The following is a 26,210-nucleotide window of genomic DNA, read 5'->3' on the forward strand; positions in this document are numbered from 1 at the left end:
CCCCTGGGGCACGCGCCCCGGTCCCCCCAATGGTCAGTAGCGCCAGGGGTGCCCGGTCTCGCGGTATTCCTCCACCGGCACCAACGGCACGCCGGGTGCCATCCGGTCGACGTAGAGCCGGCCCTCCAGGTGGTCGATCTCGTGTGCGACCAGCCGAGCCATGCCGAATTCGAACGAGGTGATGATCCGGCTGCCGTCCCACTGGGCATGTTCCACGTCCAGTCGCAGCGGCCGGGGCACCAGACCTCGGTGATCGAAGAAGGAGAGGCAGCCCTCGTACTGCTCGTCGGTGTCCGGGCCGGCGTCGACCACCCGGGGGTTGAGCAGGACGACCGGCTCGGCCGACCGGTCGGGGGGCCGCACCACGGCCGCCGCCCGGCCGATGCCGAACTGCGGGGCGGCGACGCCCACCCCCTTGCTGAACGGGTGCTGCTCGTCGAGCCGGGCCAGGGCCGTGGTGAGCCGGTCGACCACGTCCCGGGCAGTCTGCTCTTCCCCGGGCAGGTCGAACGGGCGAACGCGCTGGCGGAGCAGGTCGGCGCCGCGCTGCACGATGCCGAGGCCGCGCATCCGGTCGCTGGGCCGGACCCGGGTACCGCCGGTGCCGCCGTCCGGGTCGGGTTCCGGGCGGGCGCGGAAGCGCCACTGCATCCGGTAGCGGGCGTTCAGCGGTGGGTCGTCGGTCTGCCAGTCGAAGATCGCCCGGTCACCCTCGTCGTGACGCTGCGGCGCCGTCCGCAGCGGGCCCTCCTCCGCGGAGAGCGAGGTCTCCACACCCCAGACCTGCGGGTCGAGCGCCGCGGGCAGATCCAGACGTACGGCGAGCTGCCGGGTCGGTAGGCGGACGGCCCGTTGGAACCAGGGACCCCACTTCTCGTGCCCGACGCTGTACGCGTACTCGATGGTGGCCCGGTCGCCCGGGTACAGCGGGAAGCGCCGCTCCCCGTTCTCGAAGAGCAGCCAGATCTCCTTGAACGCGTCCCGATCGTGTTTGGCGCGCCAGTGCATCGACTCCGGGTCACCGCCGCTGTCGTCTCGGCGGGCCTGTAGGTGCAGCTCGGCGAACGTGAGTGGGTGCTCCCGGTGGTGCCGGTTGGAGCGGCCGGGGTCGTTCGGGTAGCGGTCGACGGCGACCCGGACCAGGTAGCGGGTGACCGGTTCGGTGCCGGCGTTGTACAGCGCGCGGTGGATGACGCACCGGTAGCCGTCCTCGGTGTGGGTGAGGGTGGCGAGCTCCCGTTCCACGACGAGGCCGGTGCCGGGTGGCAGCCACTGTCCGGGTAGGGACGGCTCCCGGGGCGGCTGACCCGTGCGGGCGTGCCGCAGGTCGTCGTACTCCCGGAAGCGCTGCCAGATCGCGCCGCTGGCCTCCAGGACGGCCTCCGCGCGGCGGGCGAAGTCCTCGGTTGGACGGTGTCGGCGCCCCTCGACGTGGCTCACGTAGGACGGGTCGAACCCCATCAGGACGGCCAGTTGTTTCTTGGACAGCCCTCGCCCGGTCCGTTGCCGGGCGAGCTCGGCCGCGAAGGAGTCGGCAGCCCGTTCGAGGGGTGAGGTCGTCATCAGCTTCCTCGTGGCCGGGGATATAAGTTTCACGTTGTGTGCCCGAGCGCACACGCAACTGGCATCTTTTAGACACACCGCTTGACAATCCACCGATGACCATCGATCATCCGGCCGCGTTTCTCTGCGCTGACGCCGGGTAGTACGCGGAGCATGGGGCGCCGCTCCGCCGGGAGCCGGAGTGACCTGGGCCTCCCGATCCGACCAAGGTGAGGCTTCCCTTAGACCCGGAGGCATGGTTAGGCTAGCCTTAGCTCAGGACGGCACGTGGTCGTCCGCCGGGGCACACCCCCGGCCACACGAACGGGGAGTGACTCAGGTGACAGCGGTGCTGCCGAGGCGGGACGCCACCGCCACGCCGCTCGCCCCCGTCACCGCGGCACTCCGGGCCATGTTCGGCACCGACGACCTTCCCGGGCTCGCCCCGGGCCTGTTGGTCGACGACGAATTCGGCTGGGCGCCCGCCACCACCCTGATCGACGGCAGTCGGCTGCCGGAGCTGCTGCGTGGCGCTGCCGTCCGCTGGGGCGGCACCCCGCACGCCTGCGCCGCGCTGGCCTGGAAGTCGTACAGCTACTGGACCGCGCTGCCGGTCGTGCTCGGCTGGGCCTCGGCCCGGCGGGTGCCGCTGCTCGACCCGGCTGACGTGCTGATCCACTTCGAGGACCACGGGCAGCTGCTCACCCTGGGCCTGCGCCGTAGCACCACTGTGGCGGTGCTGCCGAGCGACCCGCTGGCGCTCGCCGGCCTGCCGGAGGTGCGGGTCGTCGCCGACGAGGCAGAGCTGCTGGCCGCACTGCGCGCCACACTCCTCGACGCCCACCTGGCGCCGCTCATCACGGCGATCCAGTCGGAGGTCCGGGTGGGCACCCGGACACTGCTCGGCTCGGTCGCCTCCGGCATCGCGCACGGCATCCTGCGAGCGGCGGACGGTCTGCCCGGCTCGACGGTGCAGAGCATCGACACCCTGCTCGGAGCGCTGGACCTGGCCGACCTGATCGAGCTGGTGCCGGGGCCGACCGGTGAGCCGACCGTGCAGCGACGCACCTGCTGCCTCGCCTTCACCCTGCCCCGACCGAAGGTCTGCCAGGGCTGCTGCGTCCGCTAGCCCTGCCTGAGCCTCGTTGGCCTCAGTCGGTCAACGACCTGACGTCCCACACCCACACACCGCCGGTGAAGACCGGCTGGATCCCGGTCAGCTCGGTCATCCCCCGATGCAGCGCGGCCTCGTGCTCGTGCGGCCCGAGGATGACCACACCGGCCCGCCAGAAACGCAGGTCGTCGACCGCTTGGACCCGGCTCTGCGGGGTGATCGGCGGCACCGCCCCGGTGCGCCGAATGGTGGCGAAGAAGCTGCTGGTGGGGCGGGGCGGCGCTCCGAACAACGCGACCCGCGGGGCCTCGGCGTTCGGGCGGGTGTCCGGGCCGAGGAAGTAGCCGCGGGCCAGCGGCATGTCCAGCCCGGTCGCCGCCGACCACCGCAGCGGCTCCGCGTAGGCGCTGTCCGGCAACGGCAGGGCCACCACGCTGCGCCCGCCAGTCACGTACGGACGCCAGGCCCCACTGGTCACAAAGGTGGGGACCGGGTCGAGGTGGTCCACGGGCAGCGGCGTGGGGACGATCGGCAACAGGGCCATCGTGAGCACGGTCGCGGTGACGAAGCGGATCTGCCCCCTGGCTGCCGGATGCGAGCCGGCCAGCTCGCGGGCGCGTTCGGCACCGTAGGCGAGCAGCAGCCCGATGATCGGGGTGATCGCCAACGCCCATCGGGTCGGCACCACCGCATGCAGGATGGGCAGGTTCTCCAACGCCGCCCAGGGCCCCGGCACACCCGTGCCCCGGTTGTCGAAGCGGATTTCCCGGCCCAGCGAGAGCCCCGCGAAGAGGAGCCCGAGCGCGGCCAGCGCGAGCACGACGACCGAGCGGCGCAACCACCAGACCAGTGCGATCACCAGCACCACCAGCGCCCAGCCGAAGAAGCTGTTCTCCTCGGTCGGGTTCTTGGCCAGGCCCGCAGCAGTGCGCGGGCTACCAGCAAGCGACTCCCGGGAGTACGCGACGAACGAGGCCAGGTCACTGGAGTAGCCGCGGATCAGGCGGGACAGCCCGGAGTACGCGTCCGGCCCGAAGAACTGCACGTACAGGGGGTACGCGAGGAGCAGCGCGGCGACCCCGGCGGCGACGGCAAGGCCGGCGAGAAAGGGCCGGGCCCGTGACCGCAGATCCGCGCGAGCCAGGGCGAGCACGGCGACGATCACGCCGAGCCCGATCGCGGCCATCAGCAGGATCTCCAGGTTGAGGAAGGCCTGCCAGACGATCACGAGCGCGAGAAGGACCCCGTTGCGCAGCCAGCGACCCGGCTCGCCGAGTCGCAGCGTGCGCCAGATGATCAACGGGACGACGAACTGCGACACGATGTTCGGATGCCCATTGGCGTGCGACACCATGGCCGGCGCGAACGCGCAGAAGCCGGCGCCCAGCCACGCCGGCCCGCGGGTGCCGATCAGGACCCGGGAGAGCACGAAATACCAGGCCGTGGCGGTGGCAATCATGCCGGCGGTGAGAAAGACCAGGAATGTCGCCCGCGGACCGAAGAGCAGGGTGATCGGCGTCAGTGGCAATGAAATGGATAATACGGACGTATTAGCCATCAGATTCACGCCGTCCGGAACGTTCATCTGATCGGAATGGAACGGGTACGCAAAATGCGTGACGACTCGCGCACCGTGCGCCATCATCCATTCGAACTGCGACTGATCAGACTGGTTGTCCCGCACGCTACTGCCCGGGTCCAACCAGAGCCGACCGGTTACCCAGAAGCCGAGCACCACGAAGCTCAGCACGGCGGCGAGATCGGCCCACTTCCCTCTGCGGGAAGGCCGAGCGCCGTCAGGGGCCCCTTCCACCGACGACGCGGCAGCCGGGCCGCCACTGTCGCTGGGCACGTCCGGTTCAGGAGTAGTCATGACAATTCATAGGGTAGTCAGGCTATGGCACCGCCGTGACATGTTTCGGGGTACTGCCGTACTATGTGCCGGGTTCGTTGGCCGCCGATCGCGAACCCACCCCCCGACCACAATTCGGCCACCCCGATGCCTCGATTCTTTGCTGTCTCAGCGGATGATTCACTCTGTCGGTCCAGGCACGGGTCGAGTTCAAACCGTGAGGAATCGACGCATGGCAGAAATCACTGGGGATCAGCGCGTGCAGTCCGAGGTGCTGGAAGGCCTGGCGACAGCTGTCAACCACCGTCGCTGGTTCATCGAGCTGGCCGTGCCGTACCTCGGCGACGACCCGATCGAGATCGGCAGCGGCCTCGGTGACTACGCACTGGAATGGTCAGAACGGCTGCCCCGGTTCACCGCCACCGAGGCCGACCCGGACCGGCTGGTGCAGCTCAAGGAGCGCCTCGCCGACCGACCGAACATCGATGTCCGGCAGATGCTGCTGCCCCACAACGACCGGGGCCACTACAGCGCTGCGGTCTCGTACAACGTCCTGGAGCACATCGAGGACCACGTGGGCGCGCTGAGCAGCATGCGCGACCTGGTCCGACCCGGCGGCGCCGTGATCATCATCGTGCCGGCGTTCCAGTTCGCGATGAGCCCGGCCGACATCGCCACCGGGCACGTCCGCCGCTACACGAAGAAGACGCTCGAGGCGGCGATGACCGAGGCCGGCCTGACCGTCGAGAAGATCCACTACGCCAACGCGTTGGGGCTGATCGGCTACTTCATGGCCACCAAGGTCTTCCGGCTGATGCCGAAGGAGGGCCCGATGGTCAAGGTGTACGACACCGTCGTCCTACCCGCCACCAAGGCCGCCGAACAGCTCGTCCGCCCCCCGTTCGGCCAGTCCGTCTTCGCCGTAGCCCGCGTCCCGTCCTAACTCGGAAGTAGACCTACTTCCTCCCGATTAGGGCCGCTTCGCGAAGCGAAGCAGCAAGGACTAACCCGCCCGCCCCCGCGATCTCGCACTTTCCCTCACCACCACGTGCAAGATCGCGGGGTACGGATCATTCCTTGATTTGGTACGTCGGGCGGATCACCGCCCGAGCCAGGGTGTGGAACGTGAGGTTGAAGCCCACGTAGGCGGGGCTGGCATCGGGGGTCAGGTCCAGGCGGTCCACGTCGACGGCGTGCACCGCGAAGACGTACCGGTGCGGGCGGTCGCCGGGCGGCGGAGCCGCCCCGCCGTAACCCTGCTCGCCATAGTCGTTGCGGACCGAGAACGCGCCACCGAGGTCGGTGCCCGCCGCGCCACCGGCACCGCTGGGCAACTGCGTGACGTCGACCGGCACGTTCACGAGCACCCAGTGCCAGAAACCGCTGCCGGTCGGCGCGTCGGGGTCGTAGCAGGTCACCGTGAAGCTCTTCGTCTCAGCGGGAAAATCCGACCAGGTCAGCTGCGGCGAGACGTTGTCACCCCCGGTGCTGCCATGCGCGTGCCGGGCATCCATCGGCTCACCGTTCTGCACGTCGTCACTCGTCAGCGTGAACGAGGGCAGCGTCGGCAGCAGCTCGTACGGGTCCGGGGCGATCGGTCGTTCCAGGGTCATCGGGACGCGTCCTTCCGGTATGCGGAGTTACCAGCCCCTTCTTACCCCGCCGCGGCCCCTCCCACGACCGGAAGCACGCGCTGACCGGCGGTGGTTTTCCGGAGCTACGGTTGAGTGCGGGCAACGTTCCTCAGGGGGACACCGTGGCCGGAATCTGGCGGGACTTCGTGACAGCCGTCCTCACCGCGTTCCGCCGCCGAGACGAGCGAGCCATCGCCGAGGAACGCCGACGCGCGGTCGAGCGACTGGCCGAGGAGACGATCCGCCGGGACCGACGGGCCGCAGACCCGCCGGAGTGACCGGGCCGCCGGGTGCCGAACCCGGCGAAGCCGCTCGACACGTGACCGGGAGTGGATTGCTGATCGACCATGGAGGCACCTCGCCGCATTGGGGTGCATCGCGTACCCCGACCGTACGCCGCGATCAGGTGCCCGTCGATGAGCGGAGGGTGTGGGATTCGAACCCACGAAGACATCGCTGCCTTACCGGTTTTCAAGACCAGCGCCATCGGCCACTAGGCGAACCCTCCTGGGCCGCCACCCGCAGGTGTACGGCCACGCATAGTCTGCCACGGCTCCCGTCGGGCGGCCCGGCGTCCCTCCCCGAATGCGCCGACCAGGCAGCCCGGACAATCCACAGTGGCCTGGAGGGTGCGCCTGCGGCACCCGGCGACATTGGGTAAGACTGAGCTCATGCGAGCCATCACCATCCCGCAGCCCGGTGGACCCGACGCACTGGTCTGGGCCGAGGTGCCCGACCCCGAACCAGGCCCCGACGAGGTGATCGTGGATGTGCGGGCCAGCGGCGTCAACCGCGGTGACCTGCTGCAACGGCAGGGGCACTACCCGCCGCCGCCGGGCGCGCCCGCGTACCCCGGCTTGGAGTGCTCTGGGGTGATCACCGTGGTCGGCTCGGAGGTCGCCGGGTGGGCGGTCGGGCAGCAGGTCTGCGCGCTGCTGGCCGGCGGCGGGTACGCCGAGCGGGTCGCGGTCCCGGCCGGGCAGTTGCTGCCGGTGCCGGCCTGCGACCCGGTCGACGCCGGCGCACTGCCCGAGGTGGCCTGCACGGTCTGGTCGAACCTGGTCCAGGTGGCGCGGCTCAGCGCCGGTGACACGCTGCTGGTGCATGGCGGCGGCAGCGGGATCGGCACCTTCGCGATTCAGCTCGGGGCAGCCCTCGGCGCTACCATCCTGACCACGGCTCGGGGTGCCAAGCACTCCCGGCTGCGTGAGCTGGGCGCGTCACACCCGATCGACTACCGGGAGCAGGACTTCGTCGAGGAGGTCCGGCGAGCCACCAACGGCCGCGGCGCCGACGTCATCCTCGACATCATGGGCGCGTCCTACCTGGGCCGGAACGTCTCCGCTCTGGCCACCGACGGTCGGCTGGTGGTGATCGGGATGCAGGGTGGGCGCAAAGCCGAGTTGGATCTCGGCGCGCTGTTGACCAAGCGAGCGAGCGTCACCGCGACGTCGCTACGCTCCCGACCGCTCGCGGAGAAGGCGGAGATCGTCCAGGGCGTACGGGACGAGGTGTGGCCGTTGATCGAGACTGGCAGGATCCGACCTGTCGTGGACCGGCGGCTGCCGATGTCCGAAGCCGCGGAGGCGCACCGGCTCGTCGAGTCGAACGATCACTTCGGCAAGGTGCTGCTCACGCGCGGGTGATGCGCGCTGGCCGTCAGGCGAGCGAAGCCGCCGGCGTGGGGTCCTCGGTCGGTCGGGGCAGCACCAGGCGGGCGCCCGGCCCCTCGCCGGCCAGGGCGTCCTCGGGGTTGTAGAGCGCGCAGCGCTGCATGGAGAGGCAGCCGCAGCCGATGCAGCCGTCCAGGTCGTCGCGGAGCTTGGCGAGCAGCCGGATCTTCTCGTCCAACCGGCCCCGCCAGTCTGCGGAGAGCCGCGCCCAGTCCTGCGGGCTGGGCGTGCGGGCTTCGGGGAGCGAGTCCAGTGCCGCACGGATCTCGTCGAGCGAGACGCCGACCTGCTGGGAGATCCGGATGAAGGCGACCCGTCGCAACTCAGCGCGGGCGTACCGTCGCTGGTTGCCACCGGTACGGTCGGCACGGATCAGCCCGAGTCGCTCGTAGTACCGCAGCGCCGACGGCGCCACGCCGGAGCGGACGGACAACTCACCGATCGTCAGTAGATCCAGCATCACCAGGTCCTTGAGTTCAAGTCCACTTCAACTCACACAGTAGTGGCATGGCCATCACACTGACCACCGACACCGGCCCCCGACTACCCGGGCTGCTCCGACGACTGACCGGCGACGAGAAGCACGCGCCCAGCGCGCACTCCACCATCGACGTGCTCCAGGTGCTCTACGACCGGGTGCTGCGGGTCACCCCCGATACCGCCGACGACCCGGAGCGGGACCGGTTCCTGCTCTCCAAGGGGCACGGACCGGCCGCCTACTACGCGGTGCTCGCCGCGCACGGCTTCATTCCGGACGCCTGGCTCGACGACCTGGCCGGGCCGGGAAGCCGGCTCGGCCACCACCCGGACCGACTGCTGGTGCCCGGGGTCGAGATCGGCTCCGGCTCTCTCGGCCACGGGCTCGGGCTGGCCGTCGGCACCGCCCTCGGCCTGCGCGCCCAGGGACTGCTCACACCCCGGGTGTACGTGCTGCTCGGCGATGCCGAGCTGGACGAGGGGTCCAACCACGAGGCGATCGCCTACGCGGGAGCAACCGGCCTGGGAAATCTCACCGCGGTCGTGGTCGACAACGCGTCGGCCACCCACGGCTGGGCAGGTGGCATCGCCAGCCGGTTCACCGTCAACGGCTGGACCGCCGACACCGTCGACGGCCGGGACCACACCGCCCTGTACACGGCGCTGACCGGGCACCGGCCGCGACGGCCGCACCTGGTGGTCGCCCACGTCGAGAGCAATGGATGACCGCCATGCGTACCGCCTTCATCGACACCACCGCCGCGCTGCTCGACGAAGATCCGCGCACCGCACTCGTGCTGGCCGACATCTCGGCCAGCCAGTTCACTCCGGCCGCCGACCGTCATCCGGACCGGGTGCTCAACGTCGGCATCCGGGAGCAACTGATGATCGGTGTGGCCGGCGGGCTCGCCCTGACCGGGCTCCGCCCGATCGTGCACTCGTACGCCACGTTCCTGGTGGACCGGGCGTACGAGCAGATCAAGTTGGACCTGGACCACCAGAGCGTGGGCGCGGTCCTGGTCAGCATCGGCGCGTCCTATGACGGGTCGAAGGGGGGCCGGACCCACCAGTCGCCCGGGGATGTGGCGCTCTTCGACTCGCTGGGCGACGGTTGGACGGTGCGGGTGCCCGGCCACCCGGACGAGGTCGTACCGCTGCTCCGTAACGCCGCGACCACCGACGAACCGGTCTACCTACGACTCAGCGAGCAGCGCAACGCCCAGGCGCACCCGGACGCCGACCGGCTACGGGTGCTCCGGCAGGGCGGAACGAACGCGCCGCTCGTGGTTGCCGTCGGGCCGATGCTCGATCCCACCCTGGCGGCGACCGAGGGAATGGACGTGACGGTCGCGTACACCCACACTCCCCGGCCGTTCGACACGCCCGGCCTCCGGGCGCTCGCCGGGACCGAGGTGGTGTTGGTCGAGCCGTACCTCGCGGGGACGTCGAGCGCGGTCGTCAGCCAGGCCCTGGCGGACGTGCCGCATCGACTGCTCACCCTCGGGGTGACTCAGACCGACCTGCGACGGTACGGCGATCCGGCCGACCACGCCCGGTGGCACGGCCTCGACGCCGACGGCCTGCGGGGGTCGATCAGGGCGTTCCTGGGATCAGCGGGCGGATGAGGCGGCAGGACGGCGGCGGGCGCGTTCCCGGCCGAGGATCCAGATCGCCTCGACGCCGTCCTTCCAGGTGATCTTCTTGCCCTCTTCCCGGCCACGTGCCCGGTAGCTGATCGGCACCTCGTACGGTCGGATCCGGCGGCGCAGCAGCTTGCCGGTCACCTCGGCCTCCATGCCGAAGCCACGCGAACGCACCTCAAGCGACCGGTAGAGCGCCACCGGCATCAGCTTGAAGCAGGTCTCCAGGTCGCCGATGTACGAGTTGAACAGCACGTTGGCCGCCATCGTGACGCCCTTGTTGCCCATCACATACCAGAAGCTGTAGGCGCTGTGGCTGCCGAAGGTGCGATTGCCGTAGACCACCGTGGCCCGCCCGTCGAGCACCGGGTCGAGCAGCTTGGGGATGTCCTGCGGGTCGTACTCCAGGTCGGCGTCGAGGATGACCATGTAGTCGCCCTCCGCGCTGTCGACCGCCGTCTTGATGGCGGCACCCTTGCCGGCGTTGCGCTGGTGGGTGATGACCCGCAGGCGTGCGTCGTCGGCGCGACCGAGGACCTCGCCGGTGCCGTCCCGGCTGCCGTCGTCGACGACGACGAGCTCGATCTCGCAGGGGTAGTCGACCGCCAATGCCTGCTTGAGGGCATCCGCAATGCGTTCTTCCTCGTTGTAGACCGGCATGAGGATCGAGAGCTTCACGGAAATCTCCATGGTGGCGGCGACACGTCAGGCATAGCCTAGCCTGGTTGCTTTGCGCGTCGCTTGCCGCCGCCGTCGGGCCGTCGGCGTGGCGCGCGCGGGCCGATGGTGTTTACTTCCCGCCATGTCGGCTGCCGGCTCCCTGCTCGCGGCGGTTCCTGCCGCCGCGGTGCTCCTGCTCACCGCCGCGATGAGGCCACGCACGGCCAGCGCGGTGGCACCGCTGCGGCTCGCCGTGGTGCGCGCCGCCCTGCTCAGCGGGGCGTACGCGGTGCTCGTCGTCGAGCTTCTCGGCGCGTTGCACGCGCTGACCCGGCCGGCGTTCGCTGCCGCCTGGCTGCTCTTCCTGGCCGCTGCCGCGACAGCGGTCGGTGTGCGGCGACGACGGGCCACGCGTCTCGCGCAGCCCACCGAAACACCGCAACCGGTACCGGTCGGCGCCGTGGTGTCCGGTAGCAGCCCCGAGACGACCACCCCGGCCGTCGACAGCGGTGCGGCCGGGCCCGACACCGCACGGAACCGGACCGGTCGGGCACCCTCCGGCCTGCTCGCCGTGGCGGTCGACGCCTGGCGTACGGCGGGTCGGGGCGAGCGGCTGCTCGCCGGCACGGTCGGTGGGCTGGTCCTGGTGGAGTTGCTGGTCGCGCTGCTGGCCGAGCCGAACAACTTCGACTCGCAGACGTACCACCTGCCGAAGGTGGAGCACTGGGTGGCCCAGGGCGACCTGGATTTCTGGCCCACCGCCATCCACCGGCAGGTGACCATCCCGCCCGGAGCCGAGTACCTGCTGCTGCACCTACGCCTGCTCACCGGCGGGGATCACCTGTACAACCTGGTGCAGTGGGCGGCCGGAGTGGTCTGCCTCCTGATGGCCGCACGGATCACCGCGCAACTCGGCGGCGGTCGGAGGGCCCAGTTGCTCACGGCGTTCGTGCTGGCGACCACGCCGATGGTGGTGCTCCAGGCGACCAGCACGCAGACCGACCTGGTCTGCGCGGCGTGGGTGGCCTGCGCGGCGACCCTGGCGCTGGACGGGCTGCAACGGCGGACCGGCTGGGGCACGCTGCTCGGGCTGGGTGCGGCCACCGGTCTGACCGCGGTGACCAAGACCAGCGGCCTGATCGCGGTGGGTCCGCTGCTGGTGCTCTGGGGGTTGGCCCAGCTCAGGCTGGCCCGGGCCGAGAGCACGGCACCGGCCGGCCCGGCTACGGCTACGGCTACGGCTACGGCTACGGCTACCGAGGGTCGGCAACGCCGGGCGGTTGGCGGGCTGGCCCGCACGGTCAGCGGTTCGGTGCTGATCCTGCTGGTCGCGGCCGTGGTGGTCGGCCCGTTCCTGGCCCGGGTGACCGCCGAGTTCGGGCACCCGCTGGGGCCACCCCGGCTCCGCGAGTCGATCCCGATGGAACGGCACGACCCGGCGTCGATCCTGGTCAACGCTCTGCGGATCGGGCACACGGCGTTCGACACGCCGCTGGCGCCCCTACGCCGGGCCGGAGCTGAGGCGATCATCGACGGCGCGGGCGCGATCGGGGTCGACCCGCAGGACCGCGCGATCACCTTCGGTCGGGAGGTCTTTCCGGTGCCGGCCTGGTATCCGGACGAGGACCGGGTGGCGTTTCCCCTGGCCGGGGCACTGGCTGCGATCGGTGCGATCGTCGCGATCGCCCGTCCGCGCCGGATCGACGCCGAGCAGACCGGGCCGCTGCGCGCGTACGCGGTGGTGGCGCTGACCACCGTCCTGCTGCACACCTCGATGATCAAGTGGCAGCCGTGGGGGAATCGGCTGATCCTCTACGCCCTGGTGCTCGCGGTGCCGCTGGCCGGGCTCTGGCTGGACGCGCTTCTCCGTCGGCGGGCGGGCGGCGCCACGGCGGCGGCGGCGGTTGACCGTGGGCGGCGATCGGTGGCCACGCTGGTGGCCGTCTCCGTGCTGGCTGCCTCGGCGTTGGCCGGGGTGCTCGCCCTGTCGTACGGCTTTCCACGGCGGCTGGTCGGCGCTGGCTCGGTCTTCACCACCTCGGACTGGGACACCCGGTTCCTACGCCGCCCACAGTGGGCCGACGAGTTCCGCTGGGCCGCTACGGCGGCCCGCGACAGTGGTGCCCGACGGATCGGGCTGGTGCAGCAGAACGACAACTGGGAGTACCCGTGGTGGCTGCTGCTGCGGCAGCCGGACGGGCGCTCGCCGGAACTGGTGGCGTTGCAGTCGGTGCTGCCGGATCGGCCGCCGGCCGATCCCTCCTCGGTCGACGCGATCGTCTGCACCGGTAGCCAGCCGGCCTGCGCGAAGCTGGTCCCGGCCGGCTGGCGGCTGGAGTTCCGCGGTTACGTCGGCTACGCGCTGCCGCCGGGCCGCTGACCCGGCGGGTCCGCTGCCGCGCGCCTTGCCGCCCGGATAGTCCGATCCGGGCGGTTCAGCATTCCGCGCCCAAGGATCCGAGGTGCATTCACATCCGTTGATCCGCACGTTACCGTCTGGTAACTCAATCGACGTCCTGCGATTGAGGCGAAAGGAGTGCGTCGATGCCTGCAATCCCCGCCAGGCCCGAACGCGCGACCCGACGACGGGCCATCACCGTCGCCGTCGCCGTCGCCGCTCTCGTCCTACCGATGCTCGCCGGGCCCGCCGCCCCCGCCAGCGCCGCCGACCGTCCGGCCGTCCAACCACTCCCCGCCAACCTTGAGGCCATCCGGGCCGCCGAAGCCACCGCCCTCTACGGCAGCCCGCAGATCCGCCCGATCGACCAACGCCGCACCGCGCTGATCACCATGGGCGACAGCGAGATCTCCGGCGAAGGAGTCGGCAACTACGTCCCCGGCACCCACCAGGACGGCAACTGGTGCGACCGCTCGTACGACCAGGCGGTGTTCCGCACCGGCATCACGTCCGACGCGCAGTACAACATCGCCTGCTCCGGTGCCACCCCGTGGAACCTCATCGCCGGCGGCCCGACTCAGCACAACGAGCTGAACCAGGGCGACTACCTGGGCATCAAGGCGCGCAACACGCACGTGAAGCTGATCTGGGTGGTGGTCGGCGCGAACGGTGACGGCACCATCCAGTTCGGACCGGTCGCCACCGACTGCGCCATCCGCCGGGTCCTGTTCCAGGGGGTCTGCTACCCCACCTACACCGACCAGTGGACGATCCGCACCGACGGCAGCCGGCAAGCCGTGGAATCGGCGCTCACCGACATCCGGAAGACCATGACCAACGCCGGCTACCTGCGGTCGGACTACGAGCTGGTGCTGATGTCGTACCCGAGCCCGGGCAGTCCCGACGTGGAGGACAACCCGAACTTCCCCGGCTGGTACTCCGGCGGCTGCCTGCTCTACCTGGCCGACGCCGCGTTCGCCCGGAACAAGGCGGTGCCGCTGTTCGAGTCGGCGCTGCGGTCGGCTGCGGCGAACACCGGCACCCGCTACCTGGACGCCAGCCGGCTCTTCCACGGGCACGAGGTGTGCACCGACAACACCTCGGTCCGCGGCCTCTTCATCGAGATCGGGATCTGGAACGAGAACGCCGCCCGCCAGTCGTTCCACCCCAACGCCCGTGGGCACGGCATGTTCGCCCAGTGCATCACCCAGTTCTGGAACTCCGGCCAGGATCGGGCCAGCTGCGTCGACCCGGCCAGCACCGGCGGCGGCGTGCTCTACCCGGGGCTGCTGGAGTTCAAGCAGCTGCGCAACCTGGCCACCGGCACCTGCGTCGACGGCAAGGGGTACGACTCCCGCAACGGCACCGTGCAGCAGCCGTACTCCTGCCACGGTGGGCGTAACCAGGGCTTCTGGTACGACCAGAACCGGCGGTCGCTGCACTCGGAGCTCTCCCACGACCGCTGCCTCGACGTCGCCAACAGCTCGATGACCTCCGGCACCGCGGTCAACATCTACGACTGCAACGGCAGCGCCGCCCAGCAGTTCGTCTTCGCCGGCAACCAGCTCAAGCCGGCTGCGGCGAGCAACCTCTGCGTGGCGTTCGACAGCCCCTGGCTGGGCACCCCTCGGCTGCGGTTGACCGGGTGCTCCAGCAGCACCCGGCAACAGTGGTCGTTCGAGTCCCGTACCGCCGCCAATCCGGTCGGCTACGGTCACGACGACTTCATCGGCTCCCGCGTCTACTGACGAACGAGGGGCCCCTGCTCGACACAGGGGCCCCTCGTTTCACTTCGTGCGGGGGATGAGGACGAGTCGGGCCACACCCTTGTCGCCGTCCTTCGCGCCGGCGACGCCGAGCGTCGCGCCGACCTTGACCTCGCTCGGCTGCACGGTCGCGCGCCGCTCGACGACCCGCAGGTCGGCGCCAAAGGTCCAGGTCATGGTGAAGCCGTCGGTGGACTTGACGGTCATCGAGTCGCCGTCGATCGCGGTCACCTCGCCGCGCTGCACGACGACGGTCTGCGTACCGTCCTTGGTCTGCACCACCGCCTCACCGTGCAGGGTGTTCTTGCGCAGCAGTACGCGGGCCTGGCGGCGCTTGCGCCACTCCTCGCCGCGCTTCTCCCGGGCCTTGTCCTGGGCCGTGGGTGCGGCACCCGGCGCCGGGGTGGCCGGCGCGGCGACGGTCTGCACGTCCAGGTCGTTGGCGTCGAAGCCCATCGCGGCCAGCGCCTGGCCCTCCACACCCAGCGCGGCGGCGACCTCGACAGCGGCCTCCCGAGCGGGCTGGCTGGCCACCTCGGCCGCACCGCAGCCGGTGAGACCGAGCGCGACAGCCGCCAGTAATGCCGTGGTGCCGGTGGCAAATCCCCAACGTGGCATGACGTTCCCTCTCGTCCGTGGAGGCCAAAGCATCCCCTCCGATGACGAGCGCAGCGTCAGGCCGATGTTCGAGCCAGGTAAGGATCACCGGGCAGCCGGACCGTGAAGGCGGCACCGCCCTCCGGTGCGTGCCCTGCGGCGATCTCCCCGCCCAGTCGGCGGACCAGCCCAGCGGCCAGCGCCAGGCCCAGACCGCTGCCCACCTTGCGCACTCCCCGGTAGCGCTGGTGCAGCGCACCGCGTTCGAACGCCACCGCCAGGTCGTCGTCGGTGAAGCCGGGCCCGCCGTCCCGGACCTCCAACACACCGCCGAAGGCCGGATCCGCGCCAGCCGGCCGGACCGCGAGCACCACCGGCGACCCCGGGGGTACGACCCGGAGCGCGTTCTCCAGCAACCCGTCCAGCACCTGCCGGATCCGCCCGGGATCGGTGTACGCGGGCACCGGCTGACCGGGCGTCTCCACCCGGAACGGCACCCCCACGGCCGCGCACCGGCCGGACCAGGTCGGCTCCGCGTCCAGGGCCAACTGGGTCAGGTCCACCGGCACCGGTTCGAGAGGAAAGTCGGCGGCCTCCAGCCGAGCCAGCGCCAGCAGATCGCCGATCAGCCGGTCCAGGTGTTGGGCCTCGGCCAGCATCGTCCGGCCGGTGTCGACGGTGTCATCCGCGCCGAGCACCCCGTCGGCGAGCGCCTCGGCGTACCCCCGGATCGCGGTCAGCGGGGTGCGCAGTTCGTGCGAGACGGACAGCAGGAACTCCCGCTGTCGGCCCTCGCTGGTTGCCAGCGCGCCGGCCAACCCGTTCAACGCCTCGGCCAGGTCGGCGACCTCGTCCGGCGGCTCGACCGGCACCCGGACGGCACGGTCGCCGGCACGTAGCCGGGCGGCGGCGGTGGCCGCGACGCGGATCGGCCGGGCCAGCCGGCGGGCCAGCAGCAGCCCCGCCACCACACCGGCGGCCAACCCGGCCAGGAGCGGCAACCAGAGGCTGAGCAGCACCTGGGTCCACAGCCCGTTCGCCGAGGGACGGGAGAGCACCACCCCGTTACCGCCTGCCAACGCCCGGCCCTCGACCAGGGCACGTTTGCCGTTGACAGGGCGCCGGACCGACACGTTGCGGCCCTGCTCGATCCGCTGCACCACCCGGGCTGGCAGGCCCGGCCGGTCGACCACCCCGCGCCTGATCAGGTACGCGTCGATGCCCTGGTTGCGCAGTTGCTGGATGAGCCGCTCCTCGTCGGCGCTGCGACCCCGGTCCAGGCGGGTCCGCAACACCTCGGCGGCGAGCCGAGCCTGCGCGGAGAGCGCCTCCTGATCGCGTCGCTCCGCGCCGCGGATCGCCAACGGCACCGCGACGATCGCGGTGACCAGCACCGACACCAGCGCCACCGCGCAGGTGACCAGCACCGCCCGAGCGGTCAGCGTACGGCCGAACCGGCTACGTCGAGGTGCCGGCGGTGGGCGGGTGCCGACCACCGGCAGGGCCATGGTCGGCGGCTCGGCGCGCCCGGAATGGTCAGGCATCGACCGCGTACCCCACGCCGCGATGGGTCCGGATCACGCTGGTAGGGCCGAGCTTCGCCCGCACCTGGGCGACGTGCACGTCAACGGTGCGAGTGCCGGCGTGCGCCGCGTAACCCCAGACCCCGGCCAGCAACTCCTCCCGGCTGAAGACCCGGCCCGGCCGGGACATCAGGTAGGCCAGCAGGTCGAACTCGGTGGAGGTGAGCTGCACCGGGACGCCTGCGGCGGTCACCGTCCGGCGGGCCGGGTCGAGCGTCACCGGGCCGACGACGCGCGGCCGGTCCGCGCCCACCGGGCCGCCGGCGGAACGGCGCAGCACCGCGCGTACCCGGGCGACCAGCTCCCGTGGGCTGAACGGCTTGGTGACGTAGTCGTCGGCGCCCAACTCCAGGCCGACGATCCGATCCACCTCGTCGTCCCGGGCGGTGAGGAAGATGACCGGGGTCCAGTCACCGTCCTCGCGCAGCCGGCGGCAGATCTCGGTGCCGGGCAGGCCCGGCAGCGCGATGTCCAGGACGCAGGCCACCGGGCGCAGTCGGCGGGCGGCGCTCAGGCCAGCGTCACCGTCGCGTTCCAGGTGGACGCCGAACCCGTCGCGGGTCAGGTACAACCGGACCAGGTCGGCGATGGCCCGCTCGTCCTCGACCACGAGGACGAGCCCGCGGTGCGGCGGTTCGACGGTCACCGGCCCATGATTGCCGACCCGGCGGGCTCGGCGCGATCGGTGCGTGTTCGGGTTCGGTAAAGACGGCGCCGAACCCGGTGGGGCGTCAGCTCACCACAGCGGGACGGAACACGCTGGGCCGCACGGCGACCGGCGCGTCACCGATGGTGGCGACGATCCGCTCACGGGGCATCCGTAGGCGGGTCCGGAACGCGTGGTTGAGCAACGCGTCGAGCTGCCAGACCCGCTTCGGGTGACTCGTACGGATCAGGAACCGCTCACGGATCCCGTCGATCGCGGTGGCCGCCAGCTCGACCGAGTGCAGCCGCGGGTCCGGGCTCCAGGTCACGTTGCTCAGCTCGCGCAACTCGGTGTTGAGGTGCAGGCGCAGTCGGTGCAGCAGTCGGGTCTGCTGGGTCACCACCAGGCTGCGGTGGGTGAGCAGCAGCAGGTAGTCGCCGGTGACCGGGCGGTCGGCACGGCTGCAACGGGTGACCAGGATGGTGGCGTCACCGGAGCCGACACAGCGCCGGAAGACCGGCATGTGCCGGCTCACGGTCTGCACGGCCAGGCCAGCCTCAGCGGCGGCGGGAAGGAACGTTCGGGAGAAGACGTCCATGACGTGCCCAACGACCTTCCCAGCGGGGTGACGTGGGTCATGCCGGTTTTTTGGAAGTTCCACGCGGCGGGTCGCACTGCCTGTCCGACTTCCGACTCCGACGGATCATGGTCAGGAGTCGGGCTGGAGGGGGTTGGCGGCGAACAACTCCTCCAGCCAGCCGGGAACCGCGTCGGCGTACTCGGTGCGGGACTCGTCGACGGTGTCCAGGGCGCGACGCCAGGAGAGCGATCGGCTCACCGGTCCCAGGCTGATCGCGAGGTCGGCGGCCTCGACGAGAGTCCGACGGTCGTACCGGTCGGTCCACGCCTCCAGGTAGGCGTCGCGCAACCGAGCCAGCCGGGCGTCGTCGGCTGCCAGCTTCTTGGCGTGCCCGATGGAGCGCAGGGTCACCAGCAGCGTGCCGAACGGGTGCGCCACCGAGGCGTCGCCCCAGTCGAAATAGCGATACCCGTCCCCAGCGGCGAAGACGTTGCCGTCGTGCAGGTCGTCGTGTTGCACCATGGCCGGAATGCCGATGTCGGCGAGCCGGCGGCACCGCTGCGCGTACGACGGCACCTCCGCCCGCAGCCGCTCGTGCAGGTCCGGGCTGAGCCCGCCCTCGGCACCGATCAGCAGTGCCTCACGATCGTCGAGGAGCTCGGCGAGCAGCCCGGCCAGCAGCTCGGGGCGGTGGTCCGGCACGCCCAGAGCGACCAACTCGTCGGCACGCTGCGCGGTGGCCAGTTGGAGCGCCGCGTACCCGGACAGCGCCCGCTCCCAGTGCGCCAGATCGGGCTCACGTCCCAGCACGTCGCGCAACGAATCGCCGCCGTCGGGCAGCAGCGACCAGCCCTGGACCGGGTCCACCGCGATCGGTGTCAGCACCCGATCGGGCGTCAGCTCGGCGAGCGTCGCGATCAGGACGGTCTCGTGCACCGTGCCCGGGTTGTTGGCCTTGAACCAGACCGGGCCGTCGTCGGTGGGCACCCGCCACACCAGCGACCAGGGACGCACCCTGGGCTCCACCAGCCCGGTCACCCGCCGGCCGGCTCGGCTCAGCTGCGCGTCGACCCAGGACCGGGCCCGCACCTGCCACTGCTCGCTGGACCACTCGGGGGCGCGCTCACCGGCGATCGTCGTCACGCTGGGCACCCTAGGCGGCCTTCCCGGGCCGGGCGAGGCGTTTTCCTGGCCGGGGCGTCAGACCAGCTCGACGATGGTGGCGTTGGCCATGCCGCCGCCCTCGCACATGGTCTGCAGACCGTAGCGGATGCCGTTGTCCCGCATGTGCTGAAGCATCGTCGTCATGATCCGGGCACCGGAGCCACCGAGCGGGTGACCGAGGGCGATCGCCCCACCGCGCGGGTTGAGCCGCTCCGGGTCCGCCTCGGTCTCCGCCAGCCAGGCCAGCGGCACCGGCGCGAACGCCTCGTTCACCTCGTACACCCCGATCTCCTCGATGCCCAGCCCCGCGCGGCGCAGCGCCTTCGCGGTGGCCGGGATGGGTGCGGTGAGCATGGTGACCGGGTCGTCGGCGGCGACCACGGCGGTGTGGATGCGGGCAAGCGGCCGCAGGCCGTGCCGGCTGGCCCATTCGGAGGTGGTCACCGCGAGGGCCGCGGCGCCGTCGGAGATCTGGGACGCGGACCCGGCGGTCACCACACCGTCGGCGCGGAACGGGGTGGCCAGCTCGCCGAGCTTCTCCAGCGAGGTCTCCCGACGGATGCCCTCGTCGGCGGCGAACTTGCCACCATCGGCGAGCGGCACCGGCGTCAGCTCCGGATCGAACGCGCCGGCGTCCTGCGCGGCGGCCGCCTTCTCGTGGCTGGCCAGCGCAAACTCGTCCAGCTGCGTACGCGAGAGGCGCCACCGCTGGGCGATCAGCTCGGCCCCGACCCCCTGGTTGAACGGCAGCGGCGCGTCGTCGGCGAAGCCCTCGACGCCCCGGTAGCGGGCGCGCAACTGGTCGCTGAAGGGCATGCCGCCAGCCACACTGGAACCCATCGGCACGCGGGTCATCGACTCCACCCCACCGGCGACCACCAGGTCGGCCTGGCCGGAGAGCACCGTCGCGGCGGCGAAGTGCAGTGCCTGCTGGCTGGAACCGCACTGCCGGTCCAGGGTCGTGCCGGGCACCGTCTCGGGCCAGCCGGCGGCGAGCACGCCGTTGCGGGCGATGTTCCACGATTGCTCGCCGACCTGGGACACGCAGCCCCAGAAGACGTCGTCGACCTGCTCCGGGTCGAGCCCGGTGCGCTCGGCGAGGGCGCGCAGCACGTGCGCCGAGAGATCGACCGGGTGGACGCTGGCGAGGCTGCCCTTGCGCCGCCCGACCGGGGTCCGTACCGCGCCGACGATGACCGCGTCACTCATGTTTACTCCCCGGTAACTTGGGCTGCCCCGATCCTACTTCGTTGCTGGACCGGCCGTCCGCCCAGGCGTCGAGGTGCCTGCACCCCCAGCGCCCGACGGCCGCTGGCATGCTGGGCGGGTGGATGAGATCTCCCCCGTACGGCAGTGGCGGGTGCCGGCGAGCCTGCCCGCCGCGAAGCTGGCCGGCGCGGTCCTGCTGGTCGCGCTCGGGCTGCTCTTCGCCGACGGCGACCCGGTCCGCCTGGCGCTGGCCGTCCTGGCCGCCGCCCTGCTGGCCGGCTGGGCGGTACGCGACCTGGTCGTGCCGGTCCGGTTGGCGGTGGACGCCGCAGGGCTCACCGTCATCCACGGATTCGCGGGCCGGCGGCTGCTGCCCTGGTCGGCGGTCGAGGCGATCACCGTGGACCGTCGGCCACGGTTGGGGCTGACCAGCGAAATCCTGGAAATCGACGCGGGCAACTCACTGCACCTGTTCGGTCGGTACGACCTGGGAGCCACCCCGGAGGAGGTGGCCGCCGCACTGCGGGACGCCCGCCCGAACCCTTGATCTGTCAGCCGAGCAGGTAGGCGGTCCGGAAGAGCACCAGCGCGAGCAGGATCAGCAGGATGATCGCACCGCCGGCGACCTGCACCAACGTGCGTCGGCCGCGCGGTGCGTACGCGAGCACCAGCGCCATCGCCCCACCGACCACCAGGCCACCCAGGTGCCCCGGAATCGAGATGCCCGGCACAGCCAGCGTGAACACCAGGTTGATCACCAGGATCGGGATGATCTGGGAGATGTCCCGGCCCATCTTGCGCTCGATGATGATCAGCGCGGCGAAGAGCCCGAAGACGGCGGTCGACGCGCCGGCGGTGGCGGAGTTCTGGGCGCTGAACAGGTAGGCGGCCACGTTGCCGCCGAGGCCCGCGATCAGATAGAGCGCGGCGAACCGCACCCGCCCGAGGTTGGCCTCCAGCGATCGGCCGAGCACCCACAGCGCCCACATGTTGAGCAGCAGGTGAAGGACGCCGTAGTGCAGGAACATGGCGGTGACCAGCCGGTACCACTGGCCGTCCGCGATGCCGCCGAGCGTGCCGTCAGGGAAGACCGCCAGCCCGAGCACCGACCCCCAGTTGGTCAGCGGGGTGCTGCCACCCATCAGGCCGCCGAAGCCGGAACCGCCCACCGCCGCGTCCCCACCCCGGTCGGAGGCGATGGAGAGCAGCATGATCAGCACGTTCACGGCGATCAGCGCCTTGGTGACATAGCCGTGCCGGCCGGCCGCACCGCCACCGAAGGCGGTGCGCGCCGGCCGGACACTGCGACGTCCCTCGTTGACGCACTCCGGGCACTGGTGCCCGACGGACGCCTCCCGCATGCAGTCCGGGCAGATCGGCCGGTCGCAGCGGGTGCACCGGACATAGGTCTCCCGACCTGGGTGCCGGTAGCAGGCCGGGGCGGTCGGAGGGGACTCGCTCACCGGGTCGACCCTCCGTCCACCGCAGCGCGATCCACCGGCGCCAGCCGGTGCGGTGTTCCGGAGCGCTCAATCATGCGAGCAAAGGTACCTCGCCGGTCGGTCAGGCAGCAGACCGCTCGATCTCGACCCGCTCGATGACGACGTCCTGGAGCGGACGGTCGCTCGGGCCGGTCGGGGTGCTCGCGATCGAGTCGACGATCTTCACCGACTGCTCGTCGGCAACCTGGCCGAAGATGGTGTGCCGGTTGTTGAGGTGCGGCGTCGGGGACACGGTGATGAAGAACTGCGAACCGTTGGTGCCCGGTCCAGCGTTCGCCATCGCCAGCAGGTAGGGCCGGTCGAAGCGCAGCTCCGGGTGGAACTCGTCGGCGAACTTGTAACCCGGCCCGCCCCGACCGGTGCCGGTCGGGTCGCCCATCTGGACCATGAAACCGCTGATCACCCGGTGCGAGATGGTGCCGTCGTAGTACGGACCACTGCCCGGCTGACCGGTGCGCGGGTCGGTGTACTCCCGGTTGCCCTCGGCCAGGTCGACGAAGTTGCGGACGGTCTTCGGCGCGTGGTTGGGGAAGAGCTCCAGCCGGATCGGGCCAGCGTTGGTGTGCAGGGTGGCGTAGACAGCCTCGGCCACGGGTACTCCTCACTTGTTGGTCAGTTCCATGCGGATCCTCCCATGTGCCCGATCTGGCATCGCGGAGGCATCCGAAGGTGGAGGATGACGAAGGAACAACTCCCAGGAGGTAGGACCGTGTTTGGATTCGGGCGGCGTAAGTCCCAGGGGCAGCAGGCCTTGGCCGAGCTGAACCAGAGCATCAGCCACCTGGTGCAGGCAGCCAATCACGCCGCGAAGGGTGCCGGCGCAACCGTCGGCCCGGGGGTCCAGGTGGCCCGGGGCTACGTCGGGCCGGCCGCGGCGAAGGTACGCGACCGCGCGTCGACCGGCTGGGGGACGACTCTCACCACGCTGGCACCGCTGGCGGCGGCGGCCCGTGACGGCGCCACGCAGGCAGGGCCGCTGACCAGGAAGGCCAGGTCGAAGACCATGCGGATCACCGGTAAGAAGAAGCAGCCGCGCCGTCGCGGCTCGATGATGACCGGCCTGTTGGCGGCGGGTGCCATCGCCGGCCTGGCCGGCGCGGTCGCCCTGCGTCGCCGACGGGAGCAGCAGGAGTGGGCCGAATACGACCCGACCCGCACCCTGGAGCCGATGCACGACGAGGTCGACTCGATCGAGGTGCGGACGCCGTCCGCCACCAAGGGGACCGACGGGTCCGCCATGACCGGTGCGGCTGCGATGACCGGTGCGGGCAGCTCAGCGGCGGCCGGCGGCACGAGCGCCAGCACCACCGGCACGGCCAAGCAGACCGGTATCCGCCCGACCGACAAGGTCCCGTCGGTTGCCGAAGGTGCCACGGACGTCTCCGGTCGGCCGACCGACGACCTCGCCAAGGCGCTGGGCAAGAACACGGCCCGCACCAACGGCCGCCGCTGACCCAGCGACAGCGCAGCGAGCGCCAGCGGCGCGGGGCCACCCCGCTCGCTGGCGCTTCCGCGTGCCGGGCGTTCCCGCACTGGCGCTTCCGCGTGCCGGGCGGCTGCGCCTGCCGGTCAGGGCCGGCCGCCTCGCGGTCAGAGCCAGCCGTTGCGGCGGAACCAGCGGTAGAGGGCCAGCGAGACACCGAGCATGAGGGCCAGGACCACCGGATAGCCGTACGTCATCTTCAGCTCGGGCATGTTGTCGAAGTTCATCCCGTAGATGCCCGCGATGGCGGTCCACACCGCGGCGATGCCGGCCCAGGCGGCAATCTTGCGCATGTCGTTGTTCTGGTCGACGGTGACCTGGGCGAGCCGCGCCTGGAGGATCGAGTTCAGCAGGTCATCGTAGGAGTTCACCTGCTCCACGGTGCGGCTCAGGTGGTCCTGCACGTCCCGGAAGTAACGCCGGATCTCCTTGGGCACCTCACGGTTGACCTGCGAGGTCAGCGCCATCAGCGGTCGTTGCAGCGGCACCACTGCCCGCTTGAACTCCACCAACTCCCGCTTCATCTGATAGATCCGCTGGATCCGCCCATGGCTGTGGCGGTCGAAGACGTCGGCCTCCAGCACGTCCAGGTCATCCTCAAGCTGGTCGGCGACCTCCAGGTAGAGGTCGACCACCCGGTCGGTCACCCCGTACGCCACCGCCCACGGGCCCTGGAGCAGCAGATCCTGCTTGGTCTCCAGGTCGGCGCGGATCGGGGCGAGCTGGCAGGCATCACCGTGCCGGACGCTGATCACGAAGTTCGGGCCGATGAAGAGCATCACCTGGCCGGTCTCCACGACCTCGGAGTTCTCGGTCAGCTCGGCGTGCTCGCAGTATCGGGCGGTGCGCAGCACCAGGAAGACGACATCGCCGAACCGCTCCAGCTTGGGGCGCTGCTCGGCCTTCACCGCGTCCTCGACGGCGAGTTCGTGCAGGCCGTAGGTCTCCGCGATGGCGGTCATCTCGGCCAGCTCCGGCTGGTGCAGACCGATCCAGACGAAGCCGTGCTCCACGCGGCGGGCCGCGGCCAGCGCGTCCGCGTACGTCCAGTCGCCGGGTTGCCGCTTGCCGTCGACGTAGAGCGCGCAGTCGACCACGGCGCTGCGGTCGGTGCCAGCGGGGGTCGGCGCGGGCGGCGAGCCGTCGGCGTTGAGGATCCGGGTCATCGCCCGGACCGGCGACGGCCACGCCCGAGGTCGTAGCACCCGACCGGTCGTCGACGGTGCCGTCCGGTCCCGCTCTGTCCGATCCGTCATCGCGTCACCTCCCGCGCTCAGCTGCGGCTTGCAGGCTACGCCGCCTGCGGTCGAGGACACGTGTGACGGCGGTCGCGCGGGGGCGGCGCCGGGTGGGCCGGGCCGCATCGGGGGGTGCGGGGACGACACGGCCCACCCGGCGCCGGTGGGGGCGGGGGTAGTGCTGCCGCGTCATCCGGGTCGCCCAGCCTGGAGGCTGGGCGGTGATCTCCACTACACCTGACGGGTGACGCTCGCAGCATTGTGGGCCGCCGGCCGCCCGGGCGGAGGCCCGGGACGGCCGGCATCGTCATTCTGTCGGGAACCCGACAGGCGAATCAGCCGCGGACGGCTTCGACGGCCTCCGCGAGGCGGCGAACGCCCTCGTCGATCCGGTCGGCGGTCACCGCCGAGAACGCCAGTCGAAGGGCATGCCGCCCACCATCCAGCACGAAGTCGCTGCCCTTGACCACGGCGACGCCGCGCTCGGCCGCCGCCGGGGCGAGCCGGTCCACCAGGACGTCCTCCGGGAACTCCACCCAGAGGAAATAGCCGCCGTCGGGCTCCACGAACCGGGCCTGCGGCAGGTGCCGGCGCAGCGACTCGGCGAGCACCCGGGCTCGCTCGCCCAGCGCCGCGCGTACGGTCTCGATCGAGCGGTCGATGTCACCGGAGACGCAGAACTGGTGCACGATCGCCTGCGACACCATGCCGGGCGAGATGTAGAGGCTCGTCGCATTCTTGGCGATGTCGGCGATCAGGTCCGCCGGGCCGATCAGGTAACCGACCCGCACACCCGGGCAGACCGTCTTGGTGAAGCTCGACGCGTGCACCACCACGTTGCGGGTGTCCAGCGAGAGCATCGACGGCAGTGCGTCACCACGGAAGCGGACGTCCGCGTACGGGTCGTCCTCGAAGATCGTGAACTCGTACTCGGCGGCCAGGTCGAGCAACTCCCGGCGCTTCTCCAGCGACAGCGTCACGCCGGCCGGGTTCTGGTAGTTCGGGATGACGTGCGCGAGCCGGGGGCGGACCCCGGACTCCAGCAGCTTGCGCAGCTCGGCGGTGTCGAGGCCGTCCGGCTGGACGGAGATGCCGTGCAGCTCACTGCCCATCCGCTGGAGGTTGAGCAGCGTCCGGTCGTACGTCGGGCGTTCCACCACCACCGCGTCGCCGGGGCGGATCAGGTGGTCGAAGAGGAACGCGTCGGCCTGGAGCGACCCGTTGGTCACCAACACCTGGTCGACTTCGACCCCGTGCTTCTCGGCGATCCACTTACGCAGCGGAACGTAGCCGACGGAGGTGCCGTACGCCGTGACCCCTGCAGGGTCGGCGTCGAAGGCGCGGACGGCGGCGGCCTTGAGCCCCTCGACGTCGACGATGTCCAGCGAAGGAGCCCCACGGGCAAAGGAGATCAACTGCTCGGCGGTCATGGATGTTGAGCGTACGGGCGGC

25 protein-coding genes and 1 tRNA gene are annotated in these 26,210 nt (G+C 71.1%); 10 read left to right on the forward strand and 16 right to left on the reverse strand.

Going from position 1 to position 26,210, the window contains the following annotated elements; genetic code table 11:
* Nucleotides 1-33: 33 nt before the first annotated feature.
* Nucleotides 34-1,563: a peptide deformylase gene (locus tag OG811_RS09900; RefSeq protein WP_406073592.1), complete on the reverse strand. Its 1,530-nt coding sequence runs from the start codon at nt 1,561-1,563 to the stop codon at nt 34-36.
* Between the two features lie 331 nt (nt 1,564-1,894).
* On the opposite strand from OG811_RS09900, the gene OG811_RS09905 reads away from it, so the two are divergent.
* Nucleotides 1,895-2,671, forward strand: a complete 777-nt coding sequence (locus OG811_RS09905) for an IucA/IucC family C-terminal-domain containing protein (protein WP_406075623.1) — start codon at nt 1,895-1,897, stop codon at nt 2,669-2,671.
* A gap of 22 nt (nt 2,672-2,693) precedes the next feature.
* Here the strand turns inward: OG811_RS09905 and OG811_RS09910 are convergent, their stop codons facing one another.
* Nucleotides 2,694-4,529, reverse strand: coding sequence for a hypothetical protein (locus tag OG811_RS09910; RefSeq protein WP_406073594.1), 1,836 nt, complete (start codon nt 4,527-4,529; stop codon nt 2,694-2,696).
* 211 nt (nt 4,530-4,740) lie between these two features.
* Between OG811_RS09910 and OG811_RS09915 the strand changes: the two genes are divergently transcribed.
* On the forward strand, nt 4,741-5,451 hold the full coding sequence (locus OG811_RS09915; protein WP_406073596.1) for a class I SAM-dependent methyltransferase: 711 nt from the start codon (nt 4,741-4,743) through the stop codon (nt 5,449-5,451).
* Nucleotides 5,452-5,578: 127 nt separating this feature from the next.
* Here OG811_RS09915 and OG811_RS09920 read toward each other — a convergent pair whose 3' ends face one another.
* Nucleotides 5,579-6,121 carry a YbhB/YbcL family Raf kinase inhibitor-like protein gene (locus OG811_RS09920; protein ID WP_406073598.1) on the reverse strand — a complete coding sequence of 181 codons (543 nt, stop codon included), beginning with the start codon at nt 6,119-6,121 and terminating at the stop codon, nt 5,579-5,581.
* A gap of 143 nt (nt 6,122-6,264) precedes the next feature.
* Between OG811_RS09920 and OG811_RS09925 the strand changes: the two genes are divergently transcribed.
* Nucleotides 6,265-6,420 (forward strand): hypothetical protein, encoded by a 156-nt coding sequence (locus OG811_RS09925; RefSeq protein ID WP_406073599.1) that lies wholly within the window; start codon nt 6,265-6,267, stop codon nt 6,418-6,420.
* 143 nt (nt 6,421-6,563) lie between these two features.
* Here the strand turns inward: OG811_RS09925 and OG811_RS09930 are convergent.
* A tRNA-Ser gene (locus OG811_RS09930) sits at nt 6,564-6,650 on the reverse strand.
* 163 nt (nt 6,651-6,813) lie between these two features.
* Between OG811_RS09930 and OG811_RS09935 the strand changes: the two genes are divergently transcribed.
* On the forward strand, nt 6,814-7,788 hold the full coding sequence (locus OG811_RS09935) for an NAD(P)H-quinone oxidoreductase (protein ID WP_406073601.1): 975 nt from the start codon (nt 6,814-6,816) through the stop codon (nt 7,786-7,788).
* Between the two features lie 13 nt (nt 7,789-7,801).
* On the opposite strand, the gene soxR is transcribed toward OG811_RS09935, so the two are convergent.
* A complete protein-coding gene (gene soxR, locus OG811_RS09940; RefSeq protein WP_406073603.1) occupies nt 7,802-8,275 on the reverse strand; it encodes a redox-sensitive transcriptional activator SoxR in 474 nt (157 codons plus the stop codon).
* A gap of 47 nt (nt 8,276-8,322) precedes the next feature.
* On the opposite strand from soxR, the gene OG811_RS09945 reads away from it, so the two are divergent.
* Both OG811_RS09945 and OG811_RS09950 read left to right on the forward strand, forming a co-directional pair.
* Nucleotides 8,323-9,018, forward strand: coding sequence for a transketolase (locus OG811_RS09945; protein ID WP_406073605.1), 696 nt, complete (start codon nt 8,323-8,325; stop codon nt 9,016-9,018).
* A gap of 5 nt (nt 9,019-9,023) precedes the next feature.
* Nucleotides 9,024-9,917 carry a transketolase family protein gene (locus tag OG811_RS09950; RefSeq protein WP_406075625.1) on the forward strand — a complete coding sequence of 298 codons (894 nt, stop codon included), beginning with the start codon at nt 9,024-9,026 and terminating at the stop codon, nt 9,915-9,917.
* Here the strand turns inward: OG811_RS09950 and OG811_RS09955 are convergent.
* Nucleotides 9,903-10,610 carry a glycosyltransferase family 2 protein gene (locus OG811_RS09955; protein ID WP_406073606.1) on the reverse strand — a complete coding sequence of 236 codons (708 nt, stop codon included), beginning with the start codon at nt 10,608-10,610 and terminating at the stop codon, nt 9,903-9,905. The two genes, OG811_RS09950 and OG811_RS09955, sit on opposite strands and share 15 nt — an antisense overlap.
* Nucleotides 10,611-10,734: 124 nt before the next feature.
* On the opposite strand from OG811_RS09955, the gene OG811_RS09960 reads away from it, so the two are divergent.
* Both OG811_RS09960 and OG811_RS09965 read left to right on the forward strand, forming a co-directional pair.
* Nucleotides 10,735-12,972 carry a glycosyltransferase family 39 protein gene (locus OG811_RS09960; RefSeq protein WP_406073607.1) on the forward strand — a complete coding sequence of 746 codons (2,238 nt, stop codon included), beginning with the start codon at nt 10,735-10,737 and terminating at the stop codon, nt 12,970-12,972.
* 164 nt (nt 12,973-13,136) lie between these two features.
* On the forward strand, nt 13,137-14,738 hold the full coding sequence (locus tag OG811_RS09965) for a ricin-type beta-trefoil lectin domain protein (protein WP_406073609.1): 1,602 nt from the start codon (nt 13,137-13,139) through the stop codon (nt 14,736-14,738).
* Nucleotides 14,739-14,777: 39 nt separating this feature from the next.
* Here the strand turns inward: OG811_RS09965 and OG811_RS09970 are convergent, their stop codons facing one another.
* The 6 genes from OG811_RS09970 to OG811_RS09995 form a co-directional block, all read right to left on the reverse strand.
* Entirely contained in the window at nt 14,778-15,374 is a 597-nt protein-coding gene (locus tag OG811_RS09970; protein ID WP_406073611.1) for a hypothetical protein, read from the reverse strand.
* A gap of 56 nt (nt 15,375-15,430) precedes the next feature.
* Nucleotides 15,431-16,897, reverse strand: a complete 1,467-nt coding sequence (locus tag OG811_RS09975; RefSeq protein ID WP_406073613.1) for a histidine kinase dimerization/phospho-acceptor domain-containing protein — start codon at nt 16,895-16,897, stop codon at nt 15,431-15,433.
* Nucleotides 16,890-17,582 carry a response regulator transcription factor gene (locus OG811_RS09980; RefSeq protein WP_406073615.1) on the reverse strand — a complete coding sequence of 231 codons (693 nt, stop codon included), beginning with the start codon at nt 17,580-17,582 and terminating at the stop codon, nt 16,890-16,892. The genes OG811_RS09975 and OG811_RS09980 overlap by 8 nt, the downstream gene beginning before the upstream one ends.
* Nucleotides 17,583-17,667: 85 nt before the next feature.
* A complete protein-coding gene (locus tag OG811_RS09985) occupies nt 17,668-18,180 on the reverse strand; it encodes a hypothetical protein (protein WP_406073616.1) in 513 nt (170 codons plus the stop codon).
* Nucleotides 18,181-18,291: 111 nt separating this feature from the next.
* Entirely contained in the window at nt 18,292-19,305 is a 1,014-nt protein-coding gene (locus tag OG811_RS09990) for an aminoglycoside phosphotransferase family protein (RefSeq protein WP_406073618.1), read from the reverse strand.
* A gap of 57 nt (nt 19,306-19,362) precedes the next feature.
* Nucleotides 19,363-20,535, reverse strand: a complete 1,173-nt coding sequence (locus OG811_RS09995; protein WP_406073620.1) for a thiolase family protein — start codon at nt 20,533-20,535, stop codon at nt 19,363-19,365.
* A gap of 118 nt (nt 20,536-20,653) precedes the next feature.
* On the opposite strand from OG811_RS09995, the gene OG811_RS10000 reads away from it, so the two are divergent.
* Nucleotides 20,654-21,082, forward strand: coding sequence for a PH domain-containing protein (locus OG811_RS10000; protein WP_406073621.1), 429 nt, complete (start codon nt 20,654-20,656; stop codon nt 21,080-21,082).
* A gap of 4 nt (nt 21,083-21,086) precedes the next feature.
* Here the strand turns inward: OG811_RS10000 and OG811_RS10005 are convergent, their stop codons facing one another.
* On the reverse strand, nt 21,087-21,998 hold the full coding sequence (locus tag OG811_RS10005; RefSeq protein WP_406073622.1) for a rhomboid family intramembrane serine protease: 912 nt from the start codon (nt 21,996-21,998) through the stop codon (nt 21,087-21,089).
* Between the two features lie 100 nt (nt 21,999-22,098).
* Nucleotides 22,099-22,629 (reverse strand): peptidylprolyl isomerase, encoded by a 531-nt coding sequence (locus tag OG811_RS10010; protein WP_204942580.1) that lies wholly within the window; start codon nt 22,627-22,629, stop codon nt 22,099-22,101.
* Between the two features lie 84 nt (nt 22,630-22,713).
* Between OG811_RS10010 and OG811_RS10015 the strand changes: the two genes are divergently transcribed.
* Complete coding sequence (locus tag OG811_RS10015; RefSeq protein WP_406073625.1) at nt 22,714-23,490, forward strand: hypothetical protein; 777 nt, start codon at nt 22,714-22,716, stop codon at nt 23,488-23,490.
* A gap of 137 nt (nt 23,491-23,627) precedes the next feature.
* Here OG811_RS10015 and corA read toward each other — a convergent pair whose 3' ends face one another.
* Both corA and OG811_RS10025 read right to left on the reverse strand, forming a co-directional pair.
* The gene (corA, locus tag OG811_RS10020) at nt 23,628-24,776 is read right to left on the reverse strand and encodes a magnesium/cobalt transporter CorA (RefSeq protein ID WP_406073626.1); all 1,149 of its coding nucleotides are present in this window, start codon (nt 24,774-24,776) and stop codon (nt 23,628-23,630) included.
* Nucleotides 24,777-25,093: 317 nt separating this feature from the next.
* A complete protein-coding gene (locus OG811_RS10025) occupies nt 25,094-26,188 on the reverse strand; it encodes a PLP-dependent aminotransferase family protein (protein WP_406073628.1) in 1,095 nt (364 codons plus the stop codon).
* Between the last annotated feature and the right edge of the window lie 22 nt (nt 26,189-26,210).

Source organism: Micromonospora sp. NBC_01638, assembly GCF_045209745.1.
Classification (GTDB): domain Bacteria; phylum Actinomycetota; class Actinomycetes; order Mycobacteriales; family Micromonosporaceae; genus Micromonospora.

Bases quoted from the DNA above. Each gene is read 5' to 3' on its own strand.
- OG811_RS09900 (WP_406073592.1), bottom strand. From the start codon at position 1,563: ATGACGACCTCACCCCTCGAACGGGCTGCCGACTCCTTCGCGGCCGAG.
- OG811_RS09995 (WP_406073620.1), bottom strand. From the start codon at position 20,535: ATGAGTGACGCGGTCATCGTCGGCGCGGTACGGACCCCGGTCGGGCGG.
- OG811_RS10015 (WP_406073625.1), top strand. From the start codon at position 22,714: ATGACGAAGGAACAACTCCCAGGAGGTAGGACCGTGTTTGGATTCGGG.
- soxR (WP_406073603.1), bottom strand. From the start codon at position 8,275: ATGCTGGATCTACTGACGATCGGTGAGTTGTCCGTCCGCTCCGGCGTG.
- OG811_RS09960 (WP_406073607.1), top strand. From the start codon at position 10,735: ATGTCGGCTGCCGGCTCCCTGCTCGCGGCGGTTCCTGCCGCCGCGGTG.
- OG811_RS09970 (WP_406073611.1), bottom strand. From the start codon at position 15,374: ATGCCACGTTGGGGATTTGCCACCGGCACCACGGCATTACTGGCGGCT.
- OG811_RS10025 (WP_406073628.1), bottom strand. From the start codon at position 26,188: ATGACCGCCGAGCAGTTGATCTCCTTTGCCCGTGGGGCTCCTTCGCTG.
- OG811_RS09975 (WP_406073613.1), bottom strand. From the start codon at position 16,897: ATGCCTGACCATTCCGGGCGCGCCGAGCCGCCGACCATGGCCCTGCCG.
- OG811_RS09920 (WP_406073598.1), bottom strand. From the start codon at position 6,121: ATGACCCTGGAACGACCGATCGCCCCGGACCCGTACGAGCTGCTGCCG.
- OG811_RS09965 (WP_406073609.1), top strand. From the start codon at position 13,137: ATGCCTGCAATCCCCGCCAGGCCCGAACGCGCGACCCGACGACGGGCC.
- OG811_RS09945 (WP_406073605.1), top strand. From the start codon at position 8,323: ATGGCCATCACACTGACCACCGACACCGGCCCCCGACTACCCGGGCTG.
- OG811_RS09985 (WP_406073616.1), bottom strand. From the start codon at position 18,180: ATGGACGTCTTCTCCCGAACGTTCCTTCCCGCCGCCGCTGAGGCTGGC.
- OG811_RS09915 (WP_406073596.1), top strand. From the start codon at position 4,741: ATGGCAGAAATCACTGGGGATCAGCGCGTGCAGTCCGAGGTGCTGGAA.
- corA (WP_406073626.1), bottom strand. From the start codon at position 24,776: ATGACGGATCGGACAGAGCGGGACCGGACGGCACCGTCGACGACCGGT.
- OG811_RS09950 (WP_406075625.1), top strand. From the start codon at position 9,024: ATGCGTACCGCCTTCATCGACACCACCGCCGCGCTGCTCGACGAAGAT.
- OG811_RS09935 (WP_406073601.1), top strand. From the start codon at position 6,814: ATGCGAGCCATCACCATCCCGCAGCCCGGTGGACCCGACGCACTGGTC.
- OG811_RS09910 (WP_406073594.1), bottom strand. From the start codon at position 4,529: ATGACTACTCCTGAACCGGACGTGCCCAGCGACAGTGGCGGCCCGGCT.